The organism is Pseudomonas beijingensis (assembly GCF_030687295.1).
GTDB classification, from domain to species: domain Bacteria; phylum Pseudomonadota; class Gammaproteobacteria; order Pseudomonadales; family Pseudomonadaceae; genus Aquipseudomonas; species Aquipseudomonas beijingensis.
In genome coordinates, this window is the sequence record NZ_CP117425.1 from 6,130,521 (window position 1) to 6,153,018 (window position 22,498).

Genomic DNA, 22,498 nt, shown 5'->3' on the forward strand with positions numbered 1-22,498 from the left:
TAATCCAACGTCATAGTTAACCCAGTGGAGTCACCTATCATGCGTCTCAAACTTGCTGTCGCTACCCTAGCCTTGCTGTCTCTACCTGTTGGCTCGGCAATGGCCGACACGTTTTGGCGTAACGTCATTTCATCCGGTGCGACCACCGGTTCCACCTACCTGACTTTCAAGGATCACAAACTGATCGTCGCCGCCCAGGACGATGCCGGCAGCTTCGTCGCCAGTGATGGCGGTATCCGTGGCCCTTACCTGGAAGCGGCGATGCAGAAAGTTCGCGCCGACAACCCAGGCCTGCAAGCCACCGACATGGAACTGGCCAACGCGATCCTGGCGAAAAACGCCGTCGCCCAGGACTGATTTCCGGCCAATAAAAAATGCCGCTCGATTGAGCGGCTTTTTTTGGCCGGTGAAACCCCCAAGGCTGTCCCAGCCCCCCTGTGGGAGCGAGCTTGCTCGCGATAGCGGCGTGTCAGCCCACATCAATGCTGCTGATCCACCGCTATCGCGAGCAAGCTCGCTCCCACAGGTACAGTGGTCCTTATTCGCCGATAGCGGCCTGGTAGCCGGCCGCATCGAGCAACTTGTCCATCTCGGCCTTGTCGCTTGGCTTGAGCTTGAAGATCCAGGCGCCGTACGGATCGGAGTTCAGCAGTTCCGGCTCACCGCCCAACGCCTCATTGACCGCAATCACTTCACCGGCAATCGGGGAGTAGATATCGGAAGCGGCTTTGACCGACTCAACCACACCGGCCTGGTCACCAGCTTCAAACACCTTACCGACTTCAGTCAGCTCGACAAACACCACATCGCCCAAGGCTTCCTGTGCATGATCGCTGATGCCCACGGTGACGGTACCGTCAGCTTCCAGGCGGGCCCACTCATGGCTTTCAGCAAAACGCAGTTCGGCAGGGATATCACTCATATTCTGTGTCCTCAAGAGAAAGTGTCAGCGGCCAGCGGCCCGCCGCAAAAGGTTAGATCAGGGTTTTGCCATGGCGGACGAAGGTCGGTTTGACCACCCGTACCGGGTACCACTTACCGCGAATTTCTACCTCGGCCCGGTCGGCAGTAGCCATCGGAACACGTGCCAGGGCGATCGACTTGCTAAGCGTAGGAGAAAAACTACCACTGGTGATCTCCCCTTCGCCAACATTGGCGATGCGAACCACCTGATGGGCGCGCAAAACACCCCGCTCCTCCAACACCAGCCCGACCAGTTTGTGCTGCACACCGCTGGCAAGCTCGGCTTCCAGCGCACCACGCCCGATGAACTGACGGCTCGCCGGTTCCCAGGCGATACTCCAGGCCATGTTCGAGGCCAGCGGTGAAACGTCCGGGTGGATATCCTGGCCGTAGAGGTTCATGCCCGCTTCCAGGCGCAAGGTATCGCGAGCACCGAGGCCGATGGGCGAAATACCGGCGCCGACCAGGTCGTTGAAGAAACTCGGGGCTTCCTGGGCGGGCAGGACGATTTCCAGGCCATCTTCGCCGGTGTAGCCGGTCCGGGCGATGAACCATTCGCCGTCGGCACGCCCTTCGAAAGGCTTGAGTTGCTGGATGATTTGTCCACGGGATTGTGTGACCAGCTCGGCAATCTTCTGTCGGGCGTGGGGCCCCTGGATCGCCAGCATCGCCAGCTCGGGGCGCTCATGCAGTTGCGCGTCGTAGTCACCGAGCTGTGCCTGCATCCAGGCCAGGTCCTGATCGCGGGTCGAGGCGTTGAAGACCAGCCGATAGCCGTCCCCGACACGGTAGATGATCATGTCGTCGACGATGCCGCCGCGCTCATTGAGCATGGCGCTGTACAAGGCACTGCCTGTGTCCTGCAAGCGGTCGACGTCATTGGCCAGCAAGCGCTGCAGCCAGACCTTGGCCTGGGGGCCAGCGACGTCGATCACGGTCATGTGGGATACATCGAACACACCGCAGTCGCGACGCACCTGATGGTGTTCTTCGACCTGCGAGCCGTAATGCAAAGGCATATCCCAACCGCCAAAATCGACCATCTTCGCGCCAAGGGCGAGATGAAGGTCATACAGAGGCGTACGCTGTCCCATGGGTTTCTCCTTCCGGGCTTGGCGAAGGTGCGGACGGACACTGCGTAGCGCGAACGTCTGAAAAAAGGAGTTTTCTGACGTTCTCAGTTGCCCGGTCCGACAGACGGACCGCACCGAATGCCGCGCATTGTAGCCGCATGAGGTAGGACTGACACCTAGCTGTTTCGATGGGCCGAACGTCGTATCAATCCGATGACCGGCAACAGCCCCACCAATACCAACGTCAGCGCCGGCAGCGCGGCCCGGGCCCACTCGCCTTCACTGGTCATCTCGAAGATCCGGCACCGCCAGCGTGTCCCAGCCGAACGGGCGCATCAGTAGCGTCGCGGGCATTTCCTTGAGCACATCGACGAACACCAGCAACGCCGCGCTCAACGTTCCGGGCAACAGCAATGGCAGATACACTTTGAAAAACAGTCGTGGCCCACTGATCCCAAGGCTGCGTGCTGCTTCGGGCAAGGACGGACGAATTCGCGCCAGGCTGCTCTCCAACGGGCCGTAGGCCACGGCCAGGAAGCGCACCAGATACGCCAGCAACAGCGCCGACAGGCTGCCCAGCAACAACGGTTTGCCTGCACCGCCGAGCCAGGTCGACAGCGGGATAACCAGCTCACGGTCCAGATAGCTGAACGCAAGCATGATCGACACCGCCAACACCGAACCGGGCAAGGCATACCCCAGGTTCGCCAGGCCGACGCCGGCACGAATCGGCCGGGTCGGCGCCAACCGCCGGGCGAACGCCAGCAGCAAGGCCACGCAAACGGTGACCAGCGCCGCCAGGCCGCCCAGGTAGAGAGTGTGGACGATCAGCCCGGCATAACGCTCATCCAGGTCGAAACGACCCCGTTGCCAGAACCACACCACCAATTGCAGTACCGGGATGACAAAGGCGCAGGCAAACACCAGAAAGCACCAGCCACTGGCCGCCACGGCCTTGAGGCCGCGCAACGTGTACAACGCCTTGACCCGGGGCCGCTCGTTACTGGCCCGGTGGGCGCCACGGGCCCGGCGTTCGCCGTAGAGCACCAACATCACCGCCAGCAACAGCAAGCTGGCCAGTTGGGCAGCGCTGGAAAGGCTGAAGAAGCCGTACCAGGTCTTGTAGATGGCGGTGGTGAAGGTGTCGAAGTTGAACACCGACACCGCGCCGAAATCCGCCAGGGTTTCCATCAGCGCCAGCGCCACGCCCGCACCGATGGCCGGCCGGGCCATCGGCAGCGCCACGCGCCAGAACGCCTGCCACGGCGACTGCCCCAGCACCCGGGCGGCTTCCATCAAGCCCTTGCCCTGGGCCAGGAAGGCACTGCGCGCCAGCAGATACACGTATGGGTAAAAGACCAGCACCAGCACCAGGATCACCCCGCCGGTGGAGCGAACCCGGGGCAGGCGCAGGCCGCTGCCGAACCATTCACGCATCAGCGTCTGCACGGGGCCGGCAAAATCCAGCAGGCCCACGAAGACAAATGCCAATACGTAGGCCGGAATCGCAAACGGTAGCATCAATGCCCAATCGAGCCAGCGACGCCCCGGGAACTCACACAGGCTGGTGAGCCAGGCGAGACTGACACCCAGCAAGGTCACACCCACACCCACGCCAAGGATCAACGTGAGGGTGTTGCCCAACAAGCGCGGCATCTGCGTGTCCCACAAATGGGACCATATCTGCTGGTCGACGCTCTGCCAGGACAGCAGCAGCACACTCAGGGGCAACAGGACCAGCGCGGCGATGGCGAAGACCAGGGGGTACCAGCGGCGTTGGGCGGGGTGGGCCAAGGAATACTCTCGTTAAACAATCGGTCACGTGGCGAGGGAGCTTGCTCCCGCTGGGCTACGAAGTAGCCCCAAAGTTCCGGGCCATGGCCCGCGGATACTCTGGGAGGGCTTCGCCCTCCAGCGGGAGCAAGCTCCCTCGCCACATGTTATCAATGAACTGGACAGGACTGGTCTCAGTTCCAGCCGGCACGATCCATCATGCGAATGGCTTCGGCCTGGCGTTTACCCGCGACTTCCACCGGCAGGGTGTCGGCCTTGAACTTGCCCCAGGCCGCCACTTCCTTGGACGGCTCGACCTTCGGGTTGGCCGGGAATTCCTGGTTCACGTCGGCGAAAATGTTCTGCGCTTCCGGCGTGGTCATCCACTCCACCAGTTTCTTCGCGGCTTCCGGATGCGGTGCATGCTTGGTCAAGCCAATCCCCGAAAGGTTGATGTGCACGCCGCGATCAGCCTGGTTCGGCCAGAACAATTTCACTTTCAGGTCCGGCTTCTGCTGGTGCAGGCGGCCATAGTAGTAAGTGTTGACGATGCCGACGTCGCACTGGCCAGCGTTGATCGCCTCAAGCAATGCGGTGTCGTCAGAGAACACGTCGGTGGACAGGTTCCTGACCCAGCCCTTGAGGATTTCCTCGGTTTTTTCCGCGCCGTGGGTTTCGATCAGCGTGGCGGTCAGGGACTGGTTGTAGACCTTTTTCGAGGTCCGCAGGCACAGGCGGCCTTCCCACTCTTTGCCAGCCAGCGCTTCATAGGTGGTCAATTCGCTGGGTTTAACCCGTTCGGTGGAGTAGACAATGGTCCGTGCCCGCAGGCTCAAGCCGGTCCAGGCGTGGGACGAAGCGCGGTATTGGGATGGGATGTTGGCATCGATCACCGGGGAGGTGAACGGTTGGAGAATACCCATCTGCTCGGCCTGCCAGAGGTTGCCGGCGTCGACGGTGAGCAGCAGGTCGGCGGTGGCGTTCTCGCCTTCGGCCTTGATCCGCTGCATCAACGGCGCTTCCTTGTCAGTGATGAACTTCACCGACACGCCAGTCTTCTTGGTGTAGGCATCGAAGACCGGCTTGATCAGTTCATCGATACGCGAGGAGTAGACCACCACCTCATCGGCGGCCTGGGCGGCAGTGGAGCCGATCAGTGTCAAGACGAGGGCGGACAGCAGGCGCTTGGTTGCCAACATGGTAGCGGTCTCTGGATTATGAACGAAGCGCAAATGATAAGGACTCACATTTGGCACCACAATCGAACAGTGGGCGGACACATTTCCAAATGTTGCAGCCTGGAGATGCGCAGTATTTTGGGTCCGCCATCGCGGGCAAGCCTTGCTCCCACAAGCTCTTGCTCCCACAGGTGTGCAATGTGGGACAAGCTTTTGTGGGAGCAAGGCTTGCCCGCGATAGGGCCATGAGCCCCAATACAGATTTCAGGCCTTGGCCAAATCCGGCAAATCCCCAATCAATCCCAGTGCCTCGCGCACGAACAACGCCTTGGCCTCAGGCAGGCGGTCCACCAGTTTCAGCCCGGTGTTACGCAACCAGCGCACCGGCAGCGGATCGGCCTGGAACAACCGCTCGAACCCCTCCATCGCCGCCATCAGCGCCAGGTTATGGGGCATGCGGCGCCGCTCGTAGCGGCTCAACACCTTCACGTCCGCCAACCGCTCGCCACGGCCAGCCGCGTGCAGCAGCACTTCGGCCAGCACGGCGGCGTCGAGGAAGCCCAGGTTCACCCCCTGCCCGGCCAACGGATGAATGGTATGGGCCGCGTCGCCGATCAGCGCCAGCCCTTCGGCCACGTAGCGCTTGGCATGTCGCTGGCGCAGCGGCACGCACAGGCGCGGGTCGGCACTCAGCACCGTGCCGAGCTGGCCTTCGAAGGCGCGTTCCAGTTCGTTGCAGAATGCGGTGTCATCAAGCGCCATCAAGCGCTGTGCTTCTTCGGGGGTGGTGGACCAGACAATCGAGCACCAATCGTGCTGGCCGTCACGTTCAAGGGGCAGGAACGCCAGCGGACCGTTGTCGGTGAAGCGCTGCCATGCCGTCATTCGATGCGGCCGGGCGCTGCGCACGCTGGTGACGATGGCGTGGTGCAGGTAATCCCACTCGCGCGTCGCCACGCCGGTCAGGCGGCGCACAGCGGAATTCGCGCCGTCGGCGGCAATGACCAGGGGCGCGCGCAAGGTGCGGCCATCGGCCAGGGTCAGCAGCCAGTCGTCGCCGGAACGACGCATCTGCTCCAGGCGGGCGTTGGCCAGCAAGCCCAGGTCGCAGTCATGCAGCCGATCCAGCAAGGCGTCCTGCACCACGCGGTTTTCAACGATGTGCCCAAGCGTCTCGGCATGCAGGCTGGTGGCGGAAAAATGGATCTGCCCGGTGCCACTGCCGTCCCAGACGTGCATGTCGGTGTAAGGGCTGACACGCCGGGTGGTGATGCCGTCCCAGACGCCCAGGCGCTCGAGGATCCGCTGGCTGGCCGTCGACAAGGCGCTGACCCGGGGCTCGAACGCGGCCTGGGGATCGAAGGGCTTGACGCTCATCGGGCTGCCGTCGAGCAACAGCACTTGCAGGCCACTGCCCTGCAACGCCAGCGCCAGGGCGCTGCCGACCATACCGGCGCCGACAATCAGCAGATCTGCACGCAATTCCATGCTCTAAGCCTGTTTTGCTGGCGACATCAGCCGCCCATGAAAAGAAATGACCACCCCAGCCTCAAGCATCGGGACGCGTCCCCAGGCCCATGGCCTGGCGGGCGAACCAGCGCTTGGCTGGCGGCAGCAGGTCGAGGCCCAGCAAGCCGAGGTTACGGCCCAGGGACACCAACGGCAGGCTGCTGCCGAACAGCCGCGTGACCTGATCGGAGAAGCCCACGGTCAGGGCCTGGTCCATGCGCTGGCTCTCGCGATAGGCTTGCAGCACGGCAAAATCCCCCGGCTCGCTGTCGCTGTCGAGCAAGGCATCGGCCAGGGCCTGAGCATCGCGCAGGGACAGGTTGAACCCCTGCCCGGCAATCGGGTGCAGGCTGTGGGCGGCATTGCCCAGGATCGCCAGGTGCGGACGAACCTGCTCTTCGGCCTCCACCAGCGCCAGCGGGTACAGGTGTCGCACGCCCACTTGCTTCAGCGTACCCAGGCGATAACCGAACACGCCCTGCAATTCGGCGAGGAAGCTGCGTTCGTCGAGGGCCGCCAGCCGTTGTGCGTCCATGCCCTGGCGGGTCCAGACCAACGCGCAACGATTCTCCGGCAGCGGCAACAAGGCCATCGGGCCGTCATCGGTGAAGCGTTCAAAGGCCATGCCATTGTGGGCTTCGCTGGGGGTGATGTTGGCGATCAAGGCGCTCTGGTCATAAGGGCGACTGCGCACGGCGACGCCCAACTGCTCGCGCAGGCTGGAGCGACCACCATCGGCCAGTACGGCCAGGTCGCACTCCAGGGTGGTTTCGTCGTCGAGGGTCAGGCGATAACCGCCGACCAGTGGTTCCATGCGGGTCACCTGCGCCGGGCAGCGCCAACTGACCACCTCTGGGTCCAGACCTTGCCACAGGCACTGGCCGAGCCAGGCGTTTTCCACCACGTAACCCAGCGCCGGCACGCCCTCTTCCATGGCCGACAGCCGCGCCGTGGAAAACCGCCCGCGGTCGGACACATGGATCTGCTTGATCGGCTCGGCGCGACGGGAAATCTCCTGCCAGACACACCCAGGCGTTGATAAATCTGCCGGGCACCGTAGGACAACGCCGAGGACCGGGCATCGTAGCTTGGCTGCCAAGCGTCACCGGGGGCGAAAGGCTCGATCAGCATGATTTTCCAGCCCCGGGCCTTGGCACCGGCCTGCAGGGCCAATGCCAGGCTCGCGCCGACCAGGCCGCCGCCGATGATCGCCAGGTTGACCCGGCTCATGCCGCTTGCGTCCGGGCGGCGGCCATCAGGGCCTCGATGTCGGCGACCGTTTTCGGCACGTCTCGGCTCAGGATTTCACAACCGGTTTTGGTCACTACCACGTCATCCTCGATGCGCACGCCAATGCCGCGCCATTTCTTCGCGACGCTGCGGTTGTTCGGGCTGATGTAGATGCCCGGCTCCACCGTCAGCGTCATGCCGATTTCCAGTACCCCGCCACTCGCCGCCGACCCGGTACTCACCCACGTCATGCACGTCCATGCCCAGCCAATGCCCGGCGCGGTGCATGTAGAACGCCCGGTAGGCCTCGCTGGCGATCAACTCGTCCACCTCACCCTCCAGCAACCCCAGGCGTACCAACCCTTCGGTAATGACCCGGACCGTCGCTTCGTGGGCCTGGTTCCAGTGTTTGTCCGGTGCGATCTGGGCAAACGCGGCTTCCTGGGCGGCCAGCACCACTTCGTAGATCGCCTTCTGCTCGGGTGAAAACTTGCCGCTGACCGGCCACGTACGGGTGATATCGCTGGCATAGCAGTCGATTTCACAACCGGCGTCGATCAACACCAGGTCGCCGTCCTTGAGCAGCGCGTCGTTCTGCTGGTAGTGCAGGATGCAGCTGTTGCGCCCCGCCGCGACGATCGAGCCATAGGCCGGCATCTTCGCCCCGCCCTTGCGGAATTCATAATCCAGTTCGGCTTCCAGGCTGAACTCATGCAACCCCGGACGTGCCGCCTGCATCGCCCGGATGTGCGCCTGGGCGGAGATCCGCGCCGCTTCGCGCATGACCTTCAGTTCCGCCGCCGATTTATACAGGCGCATGTCGTGCAGCAAGTGATCCAGGGCAACGAATTCGTTCGGCGGCTGGGCGCCGAGGTGGGCCTTGGAGCGAATCACGTTGATCCACTCCATCAGGTGCCGGTCGAACTCAGGGTTGCTGCCCATGGCTGAATACACCCGGTCGCGGCCTTCGATCAGGCCCGGCAGGATGTCGTCGATGTCGGTGATGGGAAATGCGTCGTCAGCGCCGTAGTCACGGATCGCCCCTTCCTGGCCGGCGCGCAGGCCGTCCCACAACTCACGTTCGGCGTTGCGCTCGCGACAAAAGAGGATGTACTCGCCGTGGGCGCGGCCGGGCATCAGCACCAGCACCGCTTGCGGCTCGGGGAAGCCGCTGAGGTATTGGAAGTCACTGTCCTGGCGGTAGACGTGCTCGACGTCGCGGTTGCGGATCGCAACGGCGGCGGCGGGCAGGATTGCGATGCTGTTGGGTTCCATCTGCGCCATCAGGGCCTTGCGGCGACGGCTGTATTCCGATTTCGGGATATGAATCATGGGCAGACGGGGTTCCCTCTAATTAATGCAAGGACGGCTTGGGGGCCGCTGCATCGGTTTTCTTGGTCTCGGTGAACAGCAGCAATGGCGCGACCCGCAGGTACTCCATCACTTCCATGTAGTCGCTTTCGCCGTCATCGGACTCTTCCAGGGCATCCTGGACCTGGGAGATCGCGGCCAAGTCCTGCAACACTTCCTTGGCCTCTTCGCTCAGCGCGTATTCGCGACGGGTCAGACCGAAGCCGGCGAGGAAGCCCTGGCACCACTGGCCCAGCGCCGCGGCACGTTCGGCCAAGGGGGCATCGTCAGTGGGCAGCAGCAGGACGACGGTCATGTCGTCGCTGGTCAGCTCGCCCTTGACCATTTCCTGCAGGCCGATCAGCGCGTTACGAACGTTGTCCGCCGGCTCGCCTTCCAACAGCTCGGCGGCGTCGGCCAACCAGCCGTCGGCATCGAAGCCGGCGCCGGCGCAACTGCGCCCGAGCAACAGGCCATGCAGTTCGGCAGGCGAGACAGGATGACCGCTGGTGCTCAGCAGGGTGGCGAATGCTTGATACGGGGAATTCTGAATGGGCATGGGCAGCTAGGCGCCAGACGGCGCTATGTCTAGAATGGAGGCCTTGTATCCTACATCGACAGACTCGCCAAGACTATTCAGAGGCTGTGCGACCCACATCCCTCCATCAGACACAATCTTCAGTGGACACAATGGAAGACACCGACCTGCAAGCGCTGATGGCCAGACTCGAACTGCTAATTGACCGGGTCGAGCAACTTAAGAGCCAAAACGGACTCCTATTAGCTCAGGAAAAAACCTGGCGCGAGGAACGCGCGCACCTCATTGAAAAAAACGAAATCGCCCGGCGTAAGGTCGAATCGATGATTTCGCGCCTCAAGGCCCTGGAGCAAGACTCATGAGTTCAAGCAATAGCGTTACCGTGCAGATCCTCGACAAAGAATATTCGATCATCTGCCCCCAGGAAGAGCGTAGCAACCTGGTGAGCGCCGCCCGTTACCTGGACGGCAAGATGCGCGAGATCCGCAGCAGCGGCAAAGTCATCGGTGCCGACCGCATCGCCGTGATGGCCGCCTTGAACATCACCCACGACCTGTTGCATCGCCAGGATACGCCGGACGTACAGGTCAGCGGCTCGACCCGTGAACAGGTGCGCGACCTGCTCGATCGGGTGGATCTGGTGCTCGCCACCGATCCGGACGTCACCAAGGGCTGATTCGCGAGGCTGCCTGGGGTATACTCGCTTCACTCCCTGGGGTGCTTGCCAGTTGGTGATGTCCCTGAGCCGATACGCACAACCACGGGGGTTGCACGTTGGGGCCGGTGTGCATGTCCGCTTGACGGAAAGCCTTAACGCCCCCTGCAACTTCCACCTTGAACTTTCGGGTTCAAGGGCTAAGCCGACAGCGGTTCATCCGGGGAGCCTGACTCCAGACAATGCCAGTTCATGTGAACTGGCATTGTCGTTTCTGGGCGCAGGCATTTCTGAGCGTCCTGTTTTGCGGTTACGCTGTGCGGCATCGCCCCTGCGTGAAGCCTCGACATGACTGAACCCGCGCTGCTGCCCCGCCCGCAACTTCGACGCCTGCTTCGTCAGGCCCGTCGCGCCCTGACACCCGCCCAGCAACGGCAAGCCGCCCGCGGGCTGTACAAACAACTGGCCCAGCATCCGCTGTTCCGCCGCGCGAAGCACATCGCCCTGTACCTGCCCCAACGATGGCGAGATCGACCCGCGCCTGCTGCTGCGCGCGGCCCAGCGCCGGGGCAAGGCCACTTACCTGCCAGTGCTCAGCCCGTGGCCGCAGACCAAGATGGTGTTCCAGCGCATCCACCCCGGCGAAAAAATGCAGCCCAACCGGTTTCGCATCCCCGAGCCACGCAAGAACATCGCCCGGCAACGCAAGGTCTGGACGTTGGACCTGGTGTTGTTGCCATTGGTGGGGTTTGACGATGCGGGAGGTCGACTGGGCATGGGCGGCGGCTTTTACGATCGCAGCCTGGCGTACCTGGCGCGACGCAAGCAGTGGCGCAAGCCCACGCTGTTGGGGCTGGCCCATGAATGCCAGAAGGTCGAACGATTGGCGCAAGGCAAGCTGGGACGTGCCGCTGCAGGGAACGGTCAGCGACAGGCAATGGTATATCGCGGGGTAGACGCCGCGGGAATCAGCGGCGCCTGGAAAGCGGGCTCAGCGTTTGAGCGATGGCGCGGGTTGGGTGATGTCCACCGGCGCCTCGGTCTTGTTGGACCACAGGCTTTGGGCGTAACCCGTGGTCACGACACCCAGACCGAACAGAATGACCAAGATCCACAACAAATCCGGTTTGCGTTTCATCGATTGCCCCCCTCAAGGCATATCACACACGATGACAGCAGCGGTTTTCTTATTGGCCGTGCAGCAGCGTCAAGCTTGGAAGGCCGGCATTTTGCGGCAACCGGCCCCGACACGCAAACTCTGGCGTCAACCGACTGTCGGTTTGTCATAAAATCGCTGAACTATTTTTTTCAACACCGCCCAGGAGTAGCAATCATGGCCTATTGGCTGATGAAATCCGAGCCCGATGAATTGTCTATCCAAGGCTTGGAAAAGCTCGGCCAGGCCCGATGGGACGGCGTTCGCAACTACCAGGCGCGCAATTTCCTGCGAGCCATGGTGGTGGGCGACACGTTCTTTTTCTACCACTCCAGTTGCCCCGAGCCGGGCATTGCCGGGATCGGCAAAATCATCCAGGCGGCCTATCCCGACCCGACGGCCCTGGACCCGGACAGCCATTATTTCGACCCCAAGGCCAGCCCGGACAAAAACCCCTGGACCGCGATCGACGTGGCCCACGTCGAGACGTTCCGTCACGTGCTGAAGCTCGACTACCTCAAGCAACAGACCGCCCTGGCGCAAATGCCGCTGGTACAGAAAGGCTCGCGGCTTTCGGTGATGCCAGTGACGGCTGAGCAGTGGGCGGCGGTGGTTGCGCTGAAACCTTGAGCGATTCGCTGTCCGATAGGCCGCTATCGCGAGCAAGCTCGCTCCCACAGGGGTTTTGCGTCGATCACAAAACCCCTGTGGGAGCGAGCTTGCTCGCGATAGGGCCGTCCCAGACGACGTTAGATTTACTGAATGATCAGGTTGTTGAACAACAGATCATCCACCATCGGCTTGCCGGTCTCGTCGTTCATCACCTGCTGGGTCTGCTTCAACGCTTCCTGACGTAGTTTTTCCTTGGCTTCGAGGTTGTTCATCGCCTCGGTGGTCTGCTGGGCGAACAACGCCACCAATTGGTTGCGAATCAGCGGCTCGTTGGCCTTGACCGCCGCAGCGGCGGCGTCACCGGTCACACGCAGGGCCACATCAGCCTTGTAGACCTTCAGCTTCGCCGTGCCGTCCAAGCCATAATTGCCCACGAAGGGCGGGCTGAGGGTGATGTAACTGACCTTCGGCGCCTCGCCTTCTTTGGCCTCTTCGGCCATCGCCGCCACAGGCAGCGACAGGGCCAGCATCAACATGATCCACGCTTTCACAATTGATTCCTCATCCAGTTTGCGGCCCAGCATACCGACCCGCCGTTCAAGCACAAGCTTATGGCCGGCTATCAGGGCGGGGCATGCTCGTTGACCCGTTGTCTCTCACACCTACACTTATCGGCCATCACTCCCAAAGGAATAGCCCTGATGAAAGCCGTGCTGTGCAAAGAATTCGGCCCCGCCGAATCGCTGGTGCTGGAAGACGTCGCCAGCCCCGTCGCCAAGAAGAACGAAGTGCTGCTGGACGTGCACGCCGCCGGGGTGAATTTCCCGGACACGCTGATCATTGAGGGCAAATATCAATTCAAGCCACCCTTCCCGTTCTCTCCTGGCGGCGAAGCGGCGGGCGTGGTCAGCGAGGTGGGTGAGAAAGTCAGCCACTTGAAGGTCGGCGACCGGGTGATGGCGCTGACAGGTTGGGGCAGCTTTGCCGAACAAGTGGCGGTGCCAGACTATAACGTGCTGCCGATCCCGGCATCGATGGACTTCAACACCGCTGCCGCCTTCAGCATGACCTACGGCACTTCGATGCACGCCCTCAAGCAACGGGCCAACCTGCAACCCGGCGAAACCCTGCTGGTGCTCGGCGCCTCCGGCGGCGTTGGCCTGGCCGCCGTGGAAATCGGCAAGGCCATGGGTGCTCGGGTGATCGCCGCCGCCAGCAGCGCGGAGAAACTTGCCGTGACCAAGGCCGCTGGCGCCGACGAGTTGATCAACTACAACGAAACCAGCCTCAAGGATGAAATCAAACGCCTTACCGACGGCCAGGGCGCCGATGTGATCTACGACCCGGTGGGCGGCGACCTGTTCGACCAGGCCATCCGCGCCATCGCCTGGAACGGCCGGCTGCTGGTGGTCGGCTTTGCCAGCGGGCGCATCCCCGAACTGCCGGTGAACCTGGCCCTGCTCAAGGGCGCCGCGGTGGTGGGTGTGTTCTGGGGTTCCTTCGCCCAACGCCAGCCCCAGGACAACGCCGCCAACTTCCAACAATTGTTCGGCTGGTTCGCCGAGGGCAAGCTCAAGCCGCTGGTGTCGCAGGTGTATCCGCTGAGTAATGCCGCTCAGGCGATCAATGACTTGGGGCAGCGCAAAGCGGTGGGGAAGGTGGTTGTTCAGGTGCGTTGAAACCCGTCGGACAAAAAGGCCAGAACCACTGATGAGGTGGTTCTGGCCTTTTTTTTATCTCAGCTGCCATAAATAAAAGCTGATTTGGCGGTAGATATATACCGCACCCTCACCGAAAAAAAACGTAAACCTTCTTCGCACACAACAGCAACTCGCAGCAGCGGGGAGCCATTCAGTACGGAAAACCGACATGGATAAGTCATATGTGCGATGCGAATACATATTTAGGGCCTCATAAGCAGTTAGGCCCCGGCTCATACGAAATAGGTCCTTTATCGATCAAAGGTAATAATTTCACTGAGGGATATTTCCAAGGGGCTTGGGGTCCGTACGAGGGGCCTCCCAGAGGGGTCACTAGAAGTTCAAAAAGACACAACGCGTCTATCCCCTACGCATGGGATGACATGATGAGAGAGCGAATCGAAAACAGCAAAGTCATCGATTCCGAGTATCGTAATATATTTATAAAACTTACCGAAACGACCATAAAAGAACTCGAGCAAGCGAAAAAATCAGCAATAGGTGCTCGTCCGCTTTCGCCTTTGGAAAAAGCGAAGACAGAGCATGAAGTAACGCTAAAATCTATTCACTCCAAAGAAACCGAGTATCAAGCACGCACCAAAAATGCTTACTCGCTGTATGGTCACAATCCATTCTTCCTAATGAAGGAATTGTCTTTCAAAAGAGTAATGGAAAGCCTGCAGACCTCCCCACCCAATATCGCCGTCGCTTACTCAGCGATCGATAACGCGTACCGATCAGCGTTGGAGCTGAAACGGCTTTCATTGCAAAATGACATCCTTGCTGGACAACTGGAACACGCATCAAAAAAAGTCGAGCAGGCTGCTGTCAAATCTGGGCAAAGTGATTCCGCATCAGCAGCAAATGAAAAACTTAGGATTATCAATCAGGAAAAAAATACTCACCTCCAGCTTCTTCCAGGCTTTTTGCTAAGAAAAGTTTCATCGACGCTAGGCGCAACAGGCGGGCTAACCTCCTCCCAGTCGCTTAGGAACTACAAAGCAGCCTTAGCCAAGATTATTGCAACTGAGCGTGCAGCTATCGCTGCTTTTGCGAAAGCCAATCCGAACATCAAGCCTCCCTTGAGTAAACCTGAGCTCGATGCCCTCAACAATCTTGTGGCGCTACAGGCAAAAACAAACCTAGGAAAGCGATGGCAGGACTACCATGTATCCCTTCTTCACTCAGAATCCGTTCGACATTTAATAAAAACAACTAACGCCTTTACCGGACTCATCGACAGGGCTTTAGCAGCCGAACGCTTACAAGAACAGCTACGTGTTGCAGCCGAAAAAAAAGCACAAGCACTAAAGCAAGCGCAAGCCCGAGCTGCGGCGCAACGAGCCGAACAAGAACGAAAACAGAAAATCGCGGCGGCATTGGCAGACCGTTTCAACGCGCTGCTCCATCAGTTCAACCAAGCCCAGCCTGAAGACATCAATCAAAAACTGCCTTGGATGCAGCAAAAGCACCGGGAACTGTCTATCGCGCACCGGGACGCAACCAAAGCAGAGCACGCAGTAGGCAATCTTTTCAATGTATTGACGAGTGATTCACGGAAGACTTCGCTGCGTAAAGCACAAGCCGATATCGATGCGACTTTTCGGTTGAAACATCACATCGAAAATATACAGCTATCCACCGCCAGCGGCACGCTGGCATCAGCACGGCCACTCATGACGACTCCCGACGGCCTGATCGCTGGGTATGAGGGTTCGCCCGTTTCGTTGCAAGGCGCCATAGATCTACTGAAGAAGGCGAGTGCCACCCTGGCGGGTGGTCCATTGACGGTATTTGGCGTGGCGGTGTCTTACTCTCCGACAATCGGCAATAGCGAGCTTCAGCGTAATCCAGTGGTGATCAGTATTCCGCTGTCCCAACTGGATGAGAATTTCAAACTAACTCCAAATACTGAAACAGGTCATTTACCGCTTCGCGTCGTGTCATCGGTTCGCGGGGAGCATACTCAGTTTTATCTTTCACCGACCGGTGGAAGTTTATCCAACGAGGTTCGGATCAGATACATAACACTTGATCCACACACCAATCTCTACACTTTCACGACAGAGGGGATTCTTCCAAGGACACTGACTTGGACGCCGAACAGCCCTCCAGGGGATAGTCTCCTTGGATCGACTGAGTTGCCTGTGACGCAGCCGGAAATCAGGATCCTTCCAGGGGCCAGGATTACCCAGATAGAGGGGAGAATAGACGAGCATCCAACCTGCGATGACGCTGACATTGACGATTATGTGCTGGTATTCCCAATGGAATCGGGAATTCAGCCAGTCTATGTCATGGCGAGTCGTACCGGGCCGCGTTATGAGCCAGGGACAGTGACCGGTGCCGGACAAACAGTCGGCCCAGATTGGATGAGCGCCGCTAGGGAATCAAGCGGCGTTCCGATTCCCAGCCAGATAGCGGATAGCTTGCGTGGTCAAGAAATGAAAGATTTTGATAGCTTTAGAGAAAAATTATGGAGCGCTGTTGCAAACGAACCAGAGTTAATCAAACAATTCAGCTCTCGAAATCAGGCGATAATGAAAGACGGCTACTCTCCATATGCGCCGCGTAACGAACAGGTAGGGGGACGAGAAAAGTTTGAGATACATCATGTGCACCCAATTGGCGAGGGCGGTGATGTATACAATATCGACAATATGGCTATCACGACGCCTAAGAGCCATATTACTATTCACTCAAAAAGCAATGGTGAGCGAAAATGATTAAAAAACCGTACGAACAATATACTCGCAAAGAGTTCCTACACCTTATCGAGCGCTTATTTAATAAAGAATACTCATCCGAGACCGAACTCGATGCGCTAGTACATCAGATTGTCGACACTTCAGAGCATCCAGATGGAACCGATATTATTTTTTACCCTAGCAAGGGAGTTGAAGATACGCCCCTGGGAATACTTAACAGCATTGAGTTCTGGCGAGAACAAAACGGAAAACCCGGTTTCAAGCCAGAATGAACAAGTAGGGGGCATCGTCAACGGCGATGCCTCCTACAGCAGCTAAAGCAACTCGCGAATCTCCTTCGGCAGCATCCGCACATACCGTGTCGCAGGAAAACGCCCACAACGCTGCACGATCGAGGGCAGGAGCCTGTTGAACCGGGCGATCAAGGCCAGGCGCTCGTTTTCCGGTAGCTGTTTGACGAGAAACGCATTGGACAAATAAAGGCGTGTGTAGTGGAACGGGAGCAAGTCCTGTTCCCATCGCTGGCCCTTGGCGTGTGCGTTGATGTCCGAGCATTTCCAGGTCTTGATCCATTTATTCGTATCCAGCGGCAAGCCATCCAGACGGAACTCGAAGGGCGCTACCACGTGCGTCTGCGCCGGGTGTTCGTGGTCCACTGTCCAGGGCTTGAAGCGCCATTGGCTCACGGCCTCCCGTGCGGCTTCGGCAAAGTCCGGATGATCGCTGTGCAGGATCGCGATCTCATCGACATGACCATCGGCATGCACCATGAAGCCGACCCGGGCCACACCCGTGATGCCCTGCCGGACCAGAGTCGTCGGGTAATCCGGCTTGGGATTGTGTTCGGGCACCAACAACACATCCGCTGCCCCGCTCATGCCGGACAAGCACAGCAACAGCATCACCACACACCACCTCATACCCCTACCCCTCACCTGAATTCAGAGACGTAAAGGGTAAAGGCCATGACTCATGGGCCCTATAGCGAGACTTCCCATTTGGGTGAAGGATGTTTCCCACCGATTTGCCCCGTTTTCACCGATACGGGGCATGAAAGGGCTTTGCGAAGACATTTCCTACGGCGCCCTTCGCTTATGCCTGAGCGACATGTTCACTTAAGAACATGACTAATCGAAATTTCCGCTGTTTATGCGACAACGAGCAATGCTATTTTCGGTAACGAAACTGTAACATTCGCATCCGCCGCCATAACAAGAACCTGGAGCACTTGAATGTTTGCTTTCTTTCGACCTGCCGCACACCAGGCAGTCCTGCCTGAAGAAAAAATAGACAGCACCTACCGACGCCTTCGCTGGCAGATCTTCGCCGGGATCTTCATTGGCTACGCCGGGTATTACCTGCTGCGCAAGAACTTCTCCCTGGCCATGCCCTATCTGATCGACGAGGGTTACACCCGTGGCCAGCTGGGCCTGGCCATGTCGGCCATCGCCATTGCCTACGGGCTGTCGAAGTTCCTCATGGGCCTGGTGTCCGACCGTTCCAATCCGCGTTACTTCCTGCCCTTCGGCTTGCTGGTCTCGGCGGGGGTGATGTTCGTGTTCGGTTTCGCGCCCTGGGCAACGTCCAGCGTCACCATCATGTTCATCCTGCTATTCATCAACGGCTGGGCCCAAGGCATGGGCTGGCCGCCAAGCGGACGGACCATGGTGCACTGGTGGTCGCAGAAGGAACGTGGCGGCGTGGTGTCGGTGTGGAACGTGGCGCACAACGTCGGCGGCGGCCTGATCGGTCCGCTGTTCCTGCTGGGGATGGCCTGGTTCAATGATTGGCACGCGGCATTCTATGTGCCTGCTACCGTAGCGCTCGTCGTTGCGGTGTTTGCCTTCGCGACCATGCGCGACACCCCGCAATCGGTGGGCTTGCCGCCGATCGAGAAATACAAGAACGACTACCCGGAAGGCTACGACGCCAGCCACGAGAACGAATTCAGCGCCAAGGAAATCTTCGTCAAGTACGTGCTGCGCAACAAAATGCTCTGGTACATCGCCATGGCCAACGTCTTCGTCTACCTGCTGCGCTACGGCGTGCTGGACTGGGCGCCGACCTACCTCAAGGAAGCCAAGGGCTTCACGGTGGACAAGAGCTCCTGGGCCTATTTCTTCTACGAGTGGGCGGGCATTCCTGGCACGCTGCTGTGTGGCTGGATGTCGGACAAGATCTTCCGTGGCAATCGTGGCCTGACCGGCATGGTGTTCATGGCCTTGGTGACCGTGGCAACCCTGGTGTACTGGCTGAATCCGGCCGGCAACCCGACCGTCGACATGATCGCCCTGGTTTCCATCGGTTTCCTGATCTACGGCCCGGTGATGCTGATCGGTTTGCAGGCATTGGAACTGGCGCCGAAGAAAGCCGCCGGTACCGCTGCGGGTTTCACTGGCCTGTTTGGTTATCTGGGTGGTTCGGTCGCGGCCAGCGCCGCCATGGGCTACACCGTGGACCATTTTGGCTGGGACGGTGGGTTTGTGCTGTTGATCGGTGCGTGCCTGCTGGCGATGGCATTCCTCGCGCCAACCCTGTGGCACAAACAAATCGCCAGTCAGAGCCGCGAAGCGGTCGCCTGATCCAGCGCTGATTGGCAGCGCTTGAGCCGCGCCTCCAGACTTCGGTCTGGCATGGCGTGGCTACGCAGGGCGTGGACGGTCTGCTCGACGTAATCGCGAGTGGTGCCGTAACGCCCGCAGGCACTTTCGAACACCTGGCTCAGCACATGGTCCGGCAAGTTGCCGGCATAGCTGGGCAGGTGCCGCTCCAGCACAAATCCCAAGGCTTGCACCCGGCTGCCATCCTCGAGACGGCAACTGAGCCAGTGCGGGCGATAGGACGGCACCGGCATCTCGCGCTGCCAGAGGGCAAACAGCGAGTCTTCGAGATTCTCCTCCGGCAATCGGTAGGCGAACCCGCTGCACGAGCCGCCGCGATCCAATCCGAACACCAGCCCCGGCAACTCCGGGGTGCCACGGTGTTCGTGGGACCACAGGTACAAACCGCGATGATAACCATGGACCCGACCGCGCATGCGCTCCACTGCCGTGCATTCCGGCCGCCAGATCAGTGAACCGTAAGCGAACAACCAGACAGGGCCGCCCTGGTGAAGACTCATGGTCAATTGCATCGAGGCGAGCAATTGCTCACGGGTCAACTGCGGCCCCAGCTCGAGTCGTGGCGGGTACAAGGCACAGGTGATGGCGGATTCGATAGCACTCATGGCCGGTAGCGGTTGGCTCCTCGCGGGTCGGAAAGTGAATGGGGGTCGTCATGAGGTTGACGTTCACGGGGATCAAGGCAAGTTAAATGCCATCCACGCGCTATATACGTTATCGGTATCTAGCCCTGAGACTAAATATCGAATAGAAATATCGTTGGGTATATAACTTGTGGCGAGGGGATTTATCCCCGCTGGGCTGCGAAGCAACCCCAAAACATGATTGCTCGGTGTGTCAGTCAATTGCGTTATGGTTTCAGGGGCTGCGTCGCAGCCCAACGGGGATAAATCCCCTCGCCACAAAGCAGACCTGAGCCTGTGCTAATGAATGCGGCTCAAGCCCGCGGCGCATACGCAAATACGTCGGCGCGCATTTGATGGGCGTCCATGCCGGCTTCCACCAGCGCATCGAGCGTGGCGTAGATCATGGCCGGCGAGCCGCTGGCGTAGACGTGCACGCCGGAAAGATCGCTGAGGTCCTCGCACACCGCTTCATGGAGCATCCCGCAACGCCCTTCCCAGCCGCACAAGTCGCTGACGACTTTATGCAGGAACAGGTTCGGCAGTTTTTTCCATTCGTCCCAATGCTCGATTTCATAGAAATCGTCCGGCCGCCGCACGCCCCAGTACAGATGCACCGGGTGCTTGAAACCCGCCGCGCGGCAATGCTCGATCAAGCTGTGCATCTGCGCCATGCCGGTACCGGCGGCGATCAACACCAACGGCCCGTCCGGCAGCTCGGACAAATGGGTGCCACCAAAAGGCATTTCGACGCGCACGCTGGGGTTGCGTTGCAGTTGTTCCAGCAGCGCCCGTGCACTGCTTTCGCGCACCAATACGTGCAACTGCAGCTCGCGCCCGGAATGCGGCGCCGAGGCCAGGGAGAACGCCGATTTTTCGCCGTTTTCCCGTTCGATCAGCAGGTACTGCCCGGCGTGATAGCGCGGTGGCTTGCCCGCTGGCGCCCGCAGGCGCACTCGCCAGACATCGCCGCCCACATCGGCGCACTCGATCACCTGGCACGCCAGGTTGCGTACCGGCAGTTCACCCGGCGACAGCACGCCATCCCACAACACCACGCAGTCCTCCAACGGCTCGGCGATGCACGTGAAGATCTCACCGTGATCGCGCACCTCGCCCGCCTGTTGCACACGGCCTTCCACCAGCAACGCACCACAGACATGGCAGTTGCCGTTGCGGCAGCTTTGCGGGCATTCATAGCCCAGGCGCCGCGCGCCATCGAGAATCCGCTCGGCGGGCCGTATCTCCAGCACCGCCCCGGAAGGCTGCAAGGTTACACGCATCAATCTATTCCTAACTGATTCCAGATGGCATCGATCCGTTGGGTAACGGCTTCATCCTTGACGATAACCCGGCCCCACTCGCGAGTGGTTTCACCGGGCCATTTATGCGTGGCATCGAGCCCCATCTTCGACCCCAGGCCAGACACCGGCGAGGCGAAGTCGAGGTAGTCGATCGGCGTATTCTCGATCATCACCGTGTCGCGCTTGGGGTCCATGCGCGTGGTGATGGCCCAGATCACGTCGTTCCAGTCCCGTGCGTTGATATCGTCGTCGGTGACGATAACGAACTTGGTGTACATGAACTGTCGCAAAAACGACCAGACCCCGAGCATCACGCGCTTGGCGTGCCCCGGATACGACTTCTTCATGGTCACCACGGCCATGCGATACGAACAACCTTCCGGCGGCAGATAGAAATCGGTGATTTCCGGAAACTGCTTCTGCAGGATCGGCACGAACACTTCGTTCAGCGCCACGCCGAGAATGGCCGGCTCATCGGGTGGACGGCCGGTGTAGGTGCTGTGGTAAATCGGTTTGATCCGATGGGTGATGCGCTCGACGGTGAACACCGGGAAACTGTCGACTTCGTTGTAGTAACCGGTGTGGTCGCCGTACGGCCCCTCATCGGCCATTTCGCCGGGATGGATCACACCTTCAAGAATGATCTCAGCGGTGGCCGGCACTTGCAGGTTATTGCCACGGCATTTCACCAACTCGGTACGGTTGCCGCGCAACAGACCGGCGAACGCATACTCGGAAAGGCTATCGGGCACGGGCGTGACGGCACCGAGAATGGTCGCGGGGTCCGCGCCCAGGGCCACCGACACCGGAAAGGGCTGGCCGGGGTGTTTTTCACACCACTCACGGTAGTCCAGCGCCCCGCCCCGGTGGCTCAGCCAGCGCATGATGACCTTGTTGCGGCCAATCACCTGCTGACGGTAGATGCCCAAGTTCTGGCGGTCCTTGTTCGGGCCTTTGGTGACGGTCAGGCCCCAGGTGATCAGCGGGGCCACGTCGCCCGGCCAGCAGGTCTGCACCGGCAGCATGGCCAAGTCGACATCGTCGCCCTCGATCACCACTTCCTGGCAGATCGCGTCCTTGACGACTTTCGGCGCCATGGAAATGATCTTGCGGAAAATCGGCAGCTTGGACCAAGCGTCCTTCAGGCCTTTTGGCGGCTCGGGCTCCTTGAGGAACGCCAGCAGCTTGCCGATTTCGCGCAGTTCGCTGACGGCTTCGGCGCCCATGCCCAGGGCCACGCGCTCCGGTGTGCCGAACAGGTTGCCCAGCACTGGAATGTCGTAGCCCGTAGGGTTCTCGAATAGCAGCGCCGGGCCTTTGGCCCGAAGCGTGCGGTCGCAGACTTCCGTCATCTCCAGCACTGGAGAGATAGGAACCTGGATGCGTTTCAACTCGCCGCGCTGCTCAAGCTGCTGCACGAAATCCCGAAGATCCTTGAATTTCATTGAGATGCCACCCCGAAAATAGGCGTACATCCTACCTGCTCTAACGCCCAAACAGCAGCC

The 22,498-nt window shown here is 60.1% G+C and carries 19 protein-coding genes, 1 other RNA gene and 4 pseudogenes; 10 read left to right on the top strand and 14 right to left on the bottom strand.

Annotated elements, in window-relative coordinates; all coding sequences use genetic code 11:
* Positions 1-36 precede the first annotated feature (36 nt).
* The gene (locus PSH84_RS27330) at positions 37-357 is read left to right on the top strand and encodes a DUF2388 domain-containing protein (RefSeq protein WP_170846005.1); all 321 of its coding nucleotides are present in this window, start codon (positions 37-39) and stop codon (positions 355-357) included.
* A 181-nt stretch (positions 358-538) separates the two neighbouring features.
* Here PSH84_RS27330 and gcvH read toward each other — a convergent pair whose 3' ends face one another.
* From gcvH to PSH84_RS27370, 8 genes and pseudogenes are all read right to left on the bottom strand, one after another.
* Positions 539-922 (bottom strand): glycine cleavage system protein GcvH, encoded by a 384-nt coding sequence (gene gcvH, locus PSH84_RS27335; RefSeq protein WP_305468785.1) that lies wholly within the window; start codon positions 920-922, stop codon positions 539-541.
* Positions 923-974: 52 nt separating this feature from the next.
* Positions 975-2,057: a glycine cleavage system aminomethyltransferase GcvT gene (gene gcvT, locus PSH84_RS27340; RefSeq protein WP_305468786.1), complete on the bottom strand. Its 1,083-nt coding sequence runs from the start codon at positions 2,055-2,057 to the stop codon at positions 975-977.
* A gap of 155 nt (positions 2,058-2,212) precedes the next feature.
* Positions 2,213-3,830 (bottom strand): annotated as a pseudogene (locus tag PSH84_RS27345) (ABC transporter permease).
* Positions 3,831-4,003: 173 nt separating this feature from the next.
* Positions 4,004-5,008 (bottom strand): extracellular solute-binding protein, encoded by a 1,005-nt coding sequence (locus tag PSH84_RS27350; RefSeq protein WP_305468787.1) that lies wholly within the window; start codon positions 5,006-5,008, stop codon positions 4,004-4,006.
* Between the two features lie 243 nt (positions 5,009-5,251).
* Positions 5,252-6,469 (bottom strand): 2-octaprenyl-3-methyl-6-methoxy-1,4-benzoquinol hydroxylase, encoded by a 1,218-nt coding sequence (locus tag PSH84_RS27355; protein ID WP_305471291.1) that lies wholly within the window; start codon positions 6,467-6,469, stop codon positions 5,252-5,254.
* A gap of 67 nt (positions 6,470-6,536) precedes the next feature.
* Positions 6,537-7,726, bottom strand: a pseudogene (gene ubiH, locus PSH84_RS27360) (2-octaprenyl-6-methoxyphenyl hydroxylase).
* Positions 7,723-9,058, bottom strand: a pseudogene (gene pepP, locus PSH84_RS27365) (Xaa-Pro aminopeptidase). The pseudogenes ubiH and pepP overlap by 4 nt, the downstream one beginning before the upstream one ends.
* 22 nt (positions 9,059-9,080) lie before the next feature.
* The gene (locus tag PSH84_RS27370) at positions 9,081-9,635 is read right to left on the bottom strand and encodes a YecA/YgfB family protein (RefSeq protein ID WP_060740134.1); all 555 of its coding nucleotides are present in this window, start codon (positions 9,633-9,635) and stop codon (positions 9,081-9,083) included.
* Positions 9,636-9,766: 131 nt separating this feature from the next.
* On the opposite strand from PSH84_RS27370, the gene PSH84_RS27375 reads away from it, so the two are divergent.
* From PSH84_RS27375 to PSH84_RS27390, 4 genes and pseudogenes are all read left to right on the top strand, one after another.
* Positions 9,767-9,976 (top strand): TIGR02449 family protein, encoded by a 210-nt coding sequence (locus PSH84_RS27375; protein ID WP_003177365.1) that lies wholly within the window; start codon positions 9,767-9,769, stop codon positions 9,974-9,976.
* The gene (locus PSH84_RS27380; protein ID WP_122567489.1) at positions 9,973-10,290 is read left to right on the top strand and encodes a cell division protein ZapA; all 318 of its coding nucleotides are present in this window, start codon (positions 9,973-9,975) and stop codon (positions 10,288-10,290) included. The genes PSH84_RS27375 and PSH84_RS27380 overlap by 4 nt, the downstream gene beginning before the upstream one ends.
* A gap of 30 nt (positions 10,291-10,320) precedes the next feature.
* Positions 10,321-10,500: non-coding RNA, 6S RNA (gene ssrS, locus PSH84_RS27385), on the top strand.
* Positions 10,501-10,617: 117 nt separating this feature from the next.
* A pseudogene (locus PSH84_RS27390) lies at positions 10,618-11,225 on the top strand (5-formyltetrahydrofolate cyclo-ligase).
* A gap of 35 nt (positions 11,226-11,260) precedes the next feature.
* On the opposite strand, the gene PSH84_RS27395 reads toward PSH84_RS27390, so the two are convergent.
* Complete coding sequence (locus PSH84_RS27395) at positions 11,261-11,407, bottom strand: hypothetical protein (protein ID WP_122567491.1); 147 nt, start codon at positions 11,405-11,407, stop codon at positions 11,261-11,263.
* Positions 11,408-11,602: 195 nt separating this feature from the next.
* On the opposite strand from PSH84_RS27395, the gene PSH84_RS27400 reads away from it, so the two are divergent.
* Positions 11,603-12,055 carry an EVE domain-containing protein gene (locus tag PSH84_RS27400; protein ID WP_305482046.1) on the top strand — a complete coding sequence of 151 codons (453 nt, stop codon included), beginning with the start codon at positions 11,603-11,605 and terminating at the stop codon, positions 12,053-12,055.
* A gap of 125 nt (positions 12,056-12,180) precedes the next feature.
* Here the strand turns inward: PSH84_RS27400 and PSH84_RS27405 are convergent, their stop codons facing one another.
* The gene (locus tag PSH84_RS27405) at positions 12,181-12,588 is read right to left on the bottom strand and encodes a flagellar basal body-associated protein FliL (RefSeq protein WP_305468789.1); all 408 of its coding nucleotides are present in this window, start codon (positions 12,586-12,588) and stop codon (positions 12,181-12,183) included.
* Positions 12,589-12,738: 150 nt separating this feature from the next.
* Here PSH84_RS27405 and PSH84_RS27410 point away from each other — a divergent pair, with 150 nt between their 5' ends.
* From PSH84_RS27410 to PSH84_RS27420, 3 genes are all read left to right on the top strand, one after another.
* Complete coding sequence (locus PSH84_RS27410; RefSeq protein ID WP_305468790.1) at positions 12,739-13,716, top strand: NADPH:quinone oxidoreductase family protein; 978 nt, start codon at positions 12,739-12,741, stop codon at positions 13,714-13,716.
* A gap of 407 nt (positions 13,717-14,123) precedes the next feature.
* Positions 14,124-16,463, top strand: a complete 2,340-nt coding sequence (locus PSH84_RS27415; RefSeq protein ID WP_305468791.1) for a pyocin-S2/colicin E7-DNase domain-containing protein — start codon at positions 14,124-14,126, stop codon at positions 16,461-16,463.
* Entirely contained in the window at positions 16,460-16,717 is a 258-nt protein-coding gene (locus PSH84_RS27420) for a bacteriocin immunity protein (protein ID WP_305468792.1), read from the top strand. Before PSH84_RS27415 ends, PSH84_RS27420 begins: the two co-directional genes overlap by 4 nt.
* A gap of 42 nt (positions 16,718-16,759) precedes the next feature.
* Here PSH84_RS27420 and PSH84_RS27425 read toward each other — a convergent pair whose 3' ends face one another.
* Complete coding sequence (locus tag PSH84_RS27425) at positions 16,760-17,347, bottom strand: energy transducer TonB (RefSeq protein WP_305468793.1); 588 nt, start codon at positions 17,345-17,347, stop codon at positions 16,760-16,762.
* Positions 17,348-17,677: 330 nt separating this feature from the next.
* Here PSH84_RS27425 and glpT point away from each other — a divergent pair, with 330 nt between their 5' ends.
* Positions 17,678-19,027 (top strand): glycerol-3-phosphate transporter, encoded by a 1,350-nt coding sequence (glpT, locus tag PSH84_RS27430; RefSeq protein WP_122567494.1) that lies wholly within the window; start codon positions 17,678-17,680, stop codon positions 19,025-19,027.
* On the opposite strand, the gene PSH84_RS27435 is transcribed toward glpT, so the two are convergent.
* The 3 genes from PSH84_RS27435 to ubiD all read right to left on the bottom strand — a co-directional run bounded on the left by PSH84_RS27435 (position 19,003) and on the right by ubiD (position 22,438).
* Positions 19,003-19,671 carry a gamma-glutamylcyclotransferase gene (locus PSH84_RS27435; RefSeq protein ID WP_305468794.1) on the bottom strand — a complete coding sequence of 223 codons (669 nt, stop codon included), beginning with the start codon at positions 19,669-19,671 and terminating at the stop codon, positions 19,003-19,005. The genes glpT and PSH84_RS27435 overlap by 25 nt on opposite strands.
* A 332-nt stretch (positions 19,672-20,003) precedes the next feature.
* Entirely contained in the window at positions 20,004-20,972 is a 969-nt protein-coding gene (locus PSH84_RS27440; protein ID WP_305468795.1) for a CDP-6-deoxy-delta-3,4-glucoseen reductase, read from the bottom strand.
* On the bottom strand, positions 20,972-22,438 hold the full coding sequence (ubiD, locus tag PSH84_RS27445) for a 4-hydroxy-3-polyprenylbenzoate decarboxylase (protein WP_122567817.1): 1,467 nt from the start codon (positions 22,436-22,438) through the stop codon (positions 20,972-20,974). Before ubiD ends, PSH84_RS27440 begins: the two co-directional genes overlap by 1 nt.
* Positions 22,439-22,498 lie beyond the last annotated feature (60 nt).

Bases quoted from the DNA above. Each gene is read 5' to 3' on its own strand.
- PSH84_RS27400 (WP_305482046.1), top strand. From the start codon at position 11,603: ATGGCCTATTGGCTGATGAAATCCGAGCCCGATGAATTGTCTATCCAA.
- PSH84_RS27415 (WP_305468791.1), top strand. From the start codon at position 14,124: ATGAGAGAGCGAATCGAAAACAGCAAAGTCATCGATTCCGAGTATCGT.
- gcvT (WP_305468786.1), bottom strand. From the start codon at position 2,057: ATGGGACAGCGTACGCCTCTGTATGACCTTCATCTCGCCCTTGGCGCG.
- glpT (WP_122567494.1), top strand. From the start codon at position 17,678: ATGTTTGCTTTCTTTCGACCTGCCGCACACCAGGCAGTCCTGCCTGAA.
- PSH84_RS27410 (WP_305468790.1), top strand. From the start codon at position 12,739: ATGAAAGCCGTGCTGTGCAAAGAATTCGGCCCCGCCGAATCGCTGGTG.
- PSH84_RS27380 (WP_122567489.1), top strand. From the start codon at position 9,973: ATGAGTTCAAGCAATAGCGTTACCGTGCAGATCCTCGACAAAGAATAT.
- gcvH (WP_305468785.1), bottom strand. From the start codon at position 922: ATGAGTGATATCCCTGCCGAACTGCGTTTTGCTGAAAGCCATGAGTGG.
- PSH84_RS27425 (WP_305468793.1), bottom strand. From the start codon at position 17,347: ATGCTGTTGCTGTGCTTGTCCGGCATGAGCGGGGCAGCGGATGTGTTG.
- PSH84_RS27435 (WP_305468794.1), bottom strand. From the start codon at position 19,671: ATGAGTGCTATCGAATCCGCCATCACCTGTGCCTTGTACCCGCCACGA.
- PSH84_RS27395 (WP_122567491.1), bottom strand. From the start codon at position 11,407: ATGAAACGCAAACCGGATTTGTTGTGGATCTTGGTCATTCTGTTCGGT.
- PSH84_RS27350 (WP_305468787.1), bottom strand. From the start codon at position 5,008: ATGTTGGCAACCAAGCGCCTGCTGTCCGCCCTCGTCTTGACACTGATC.
- PSH84_RS27440 (WP_305468795.1), bottom strand. From the start codon at position 20,972: ATGCGTGTAACCTTGCAGCCTTCCGGGGCGGTGCTGGAGATACGGCCC.
- PSH84_RS27375 (WP_003177365.1), top strand. From the start codon at position 9,767: ATGGAAGACACCGACCTGCAAGCGCTGATGGCCAGACTCGAACTGCTA.
- PSH84_RS27420 (WP_305468792.1), top strand. From the start codon at position 16,460: ATGATTAAAAAACCGTACGAACAATATACTCGCAAAGAGTTCCTACAC.
- PSH84_RS27370 (WP_060740134.1), bottom strand. From the start codon at position 9,635: ATGCCCATTCAGAATTCCCCGTATCAAGCATTCGCCACCCTGCTGAGC.
- ubiD (WP_122567817.1), bottom strand. From the start codon at position 22,438: ATGAAATTCAAGGATCTTCGGGATTTCGTGCAGCAGCTTGAGCAGCGC.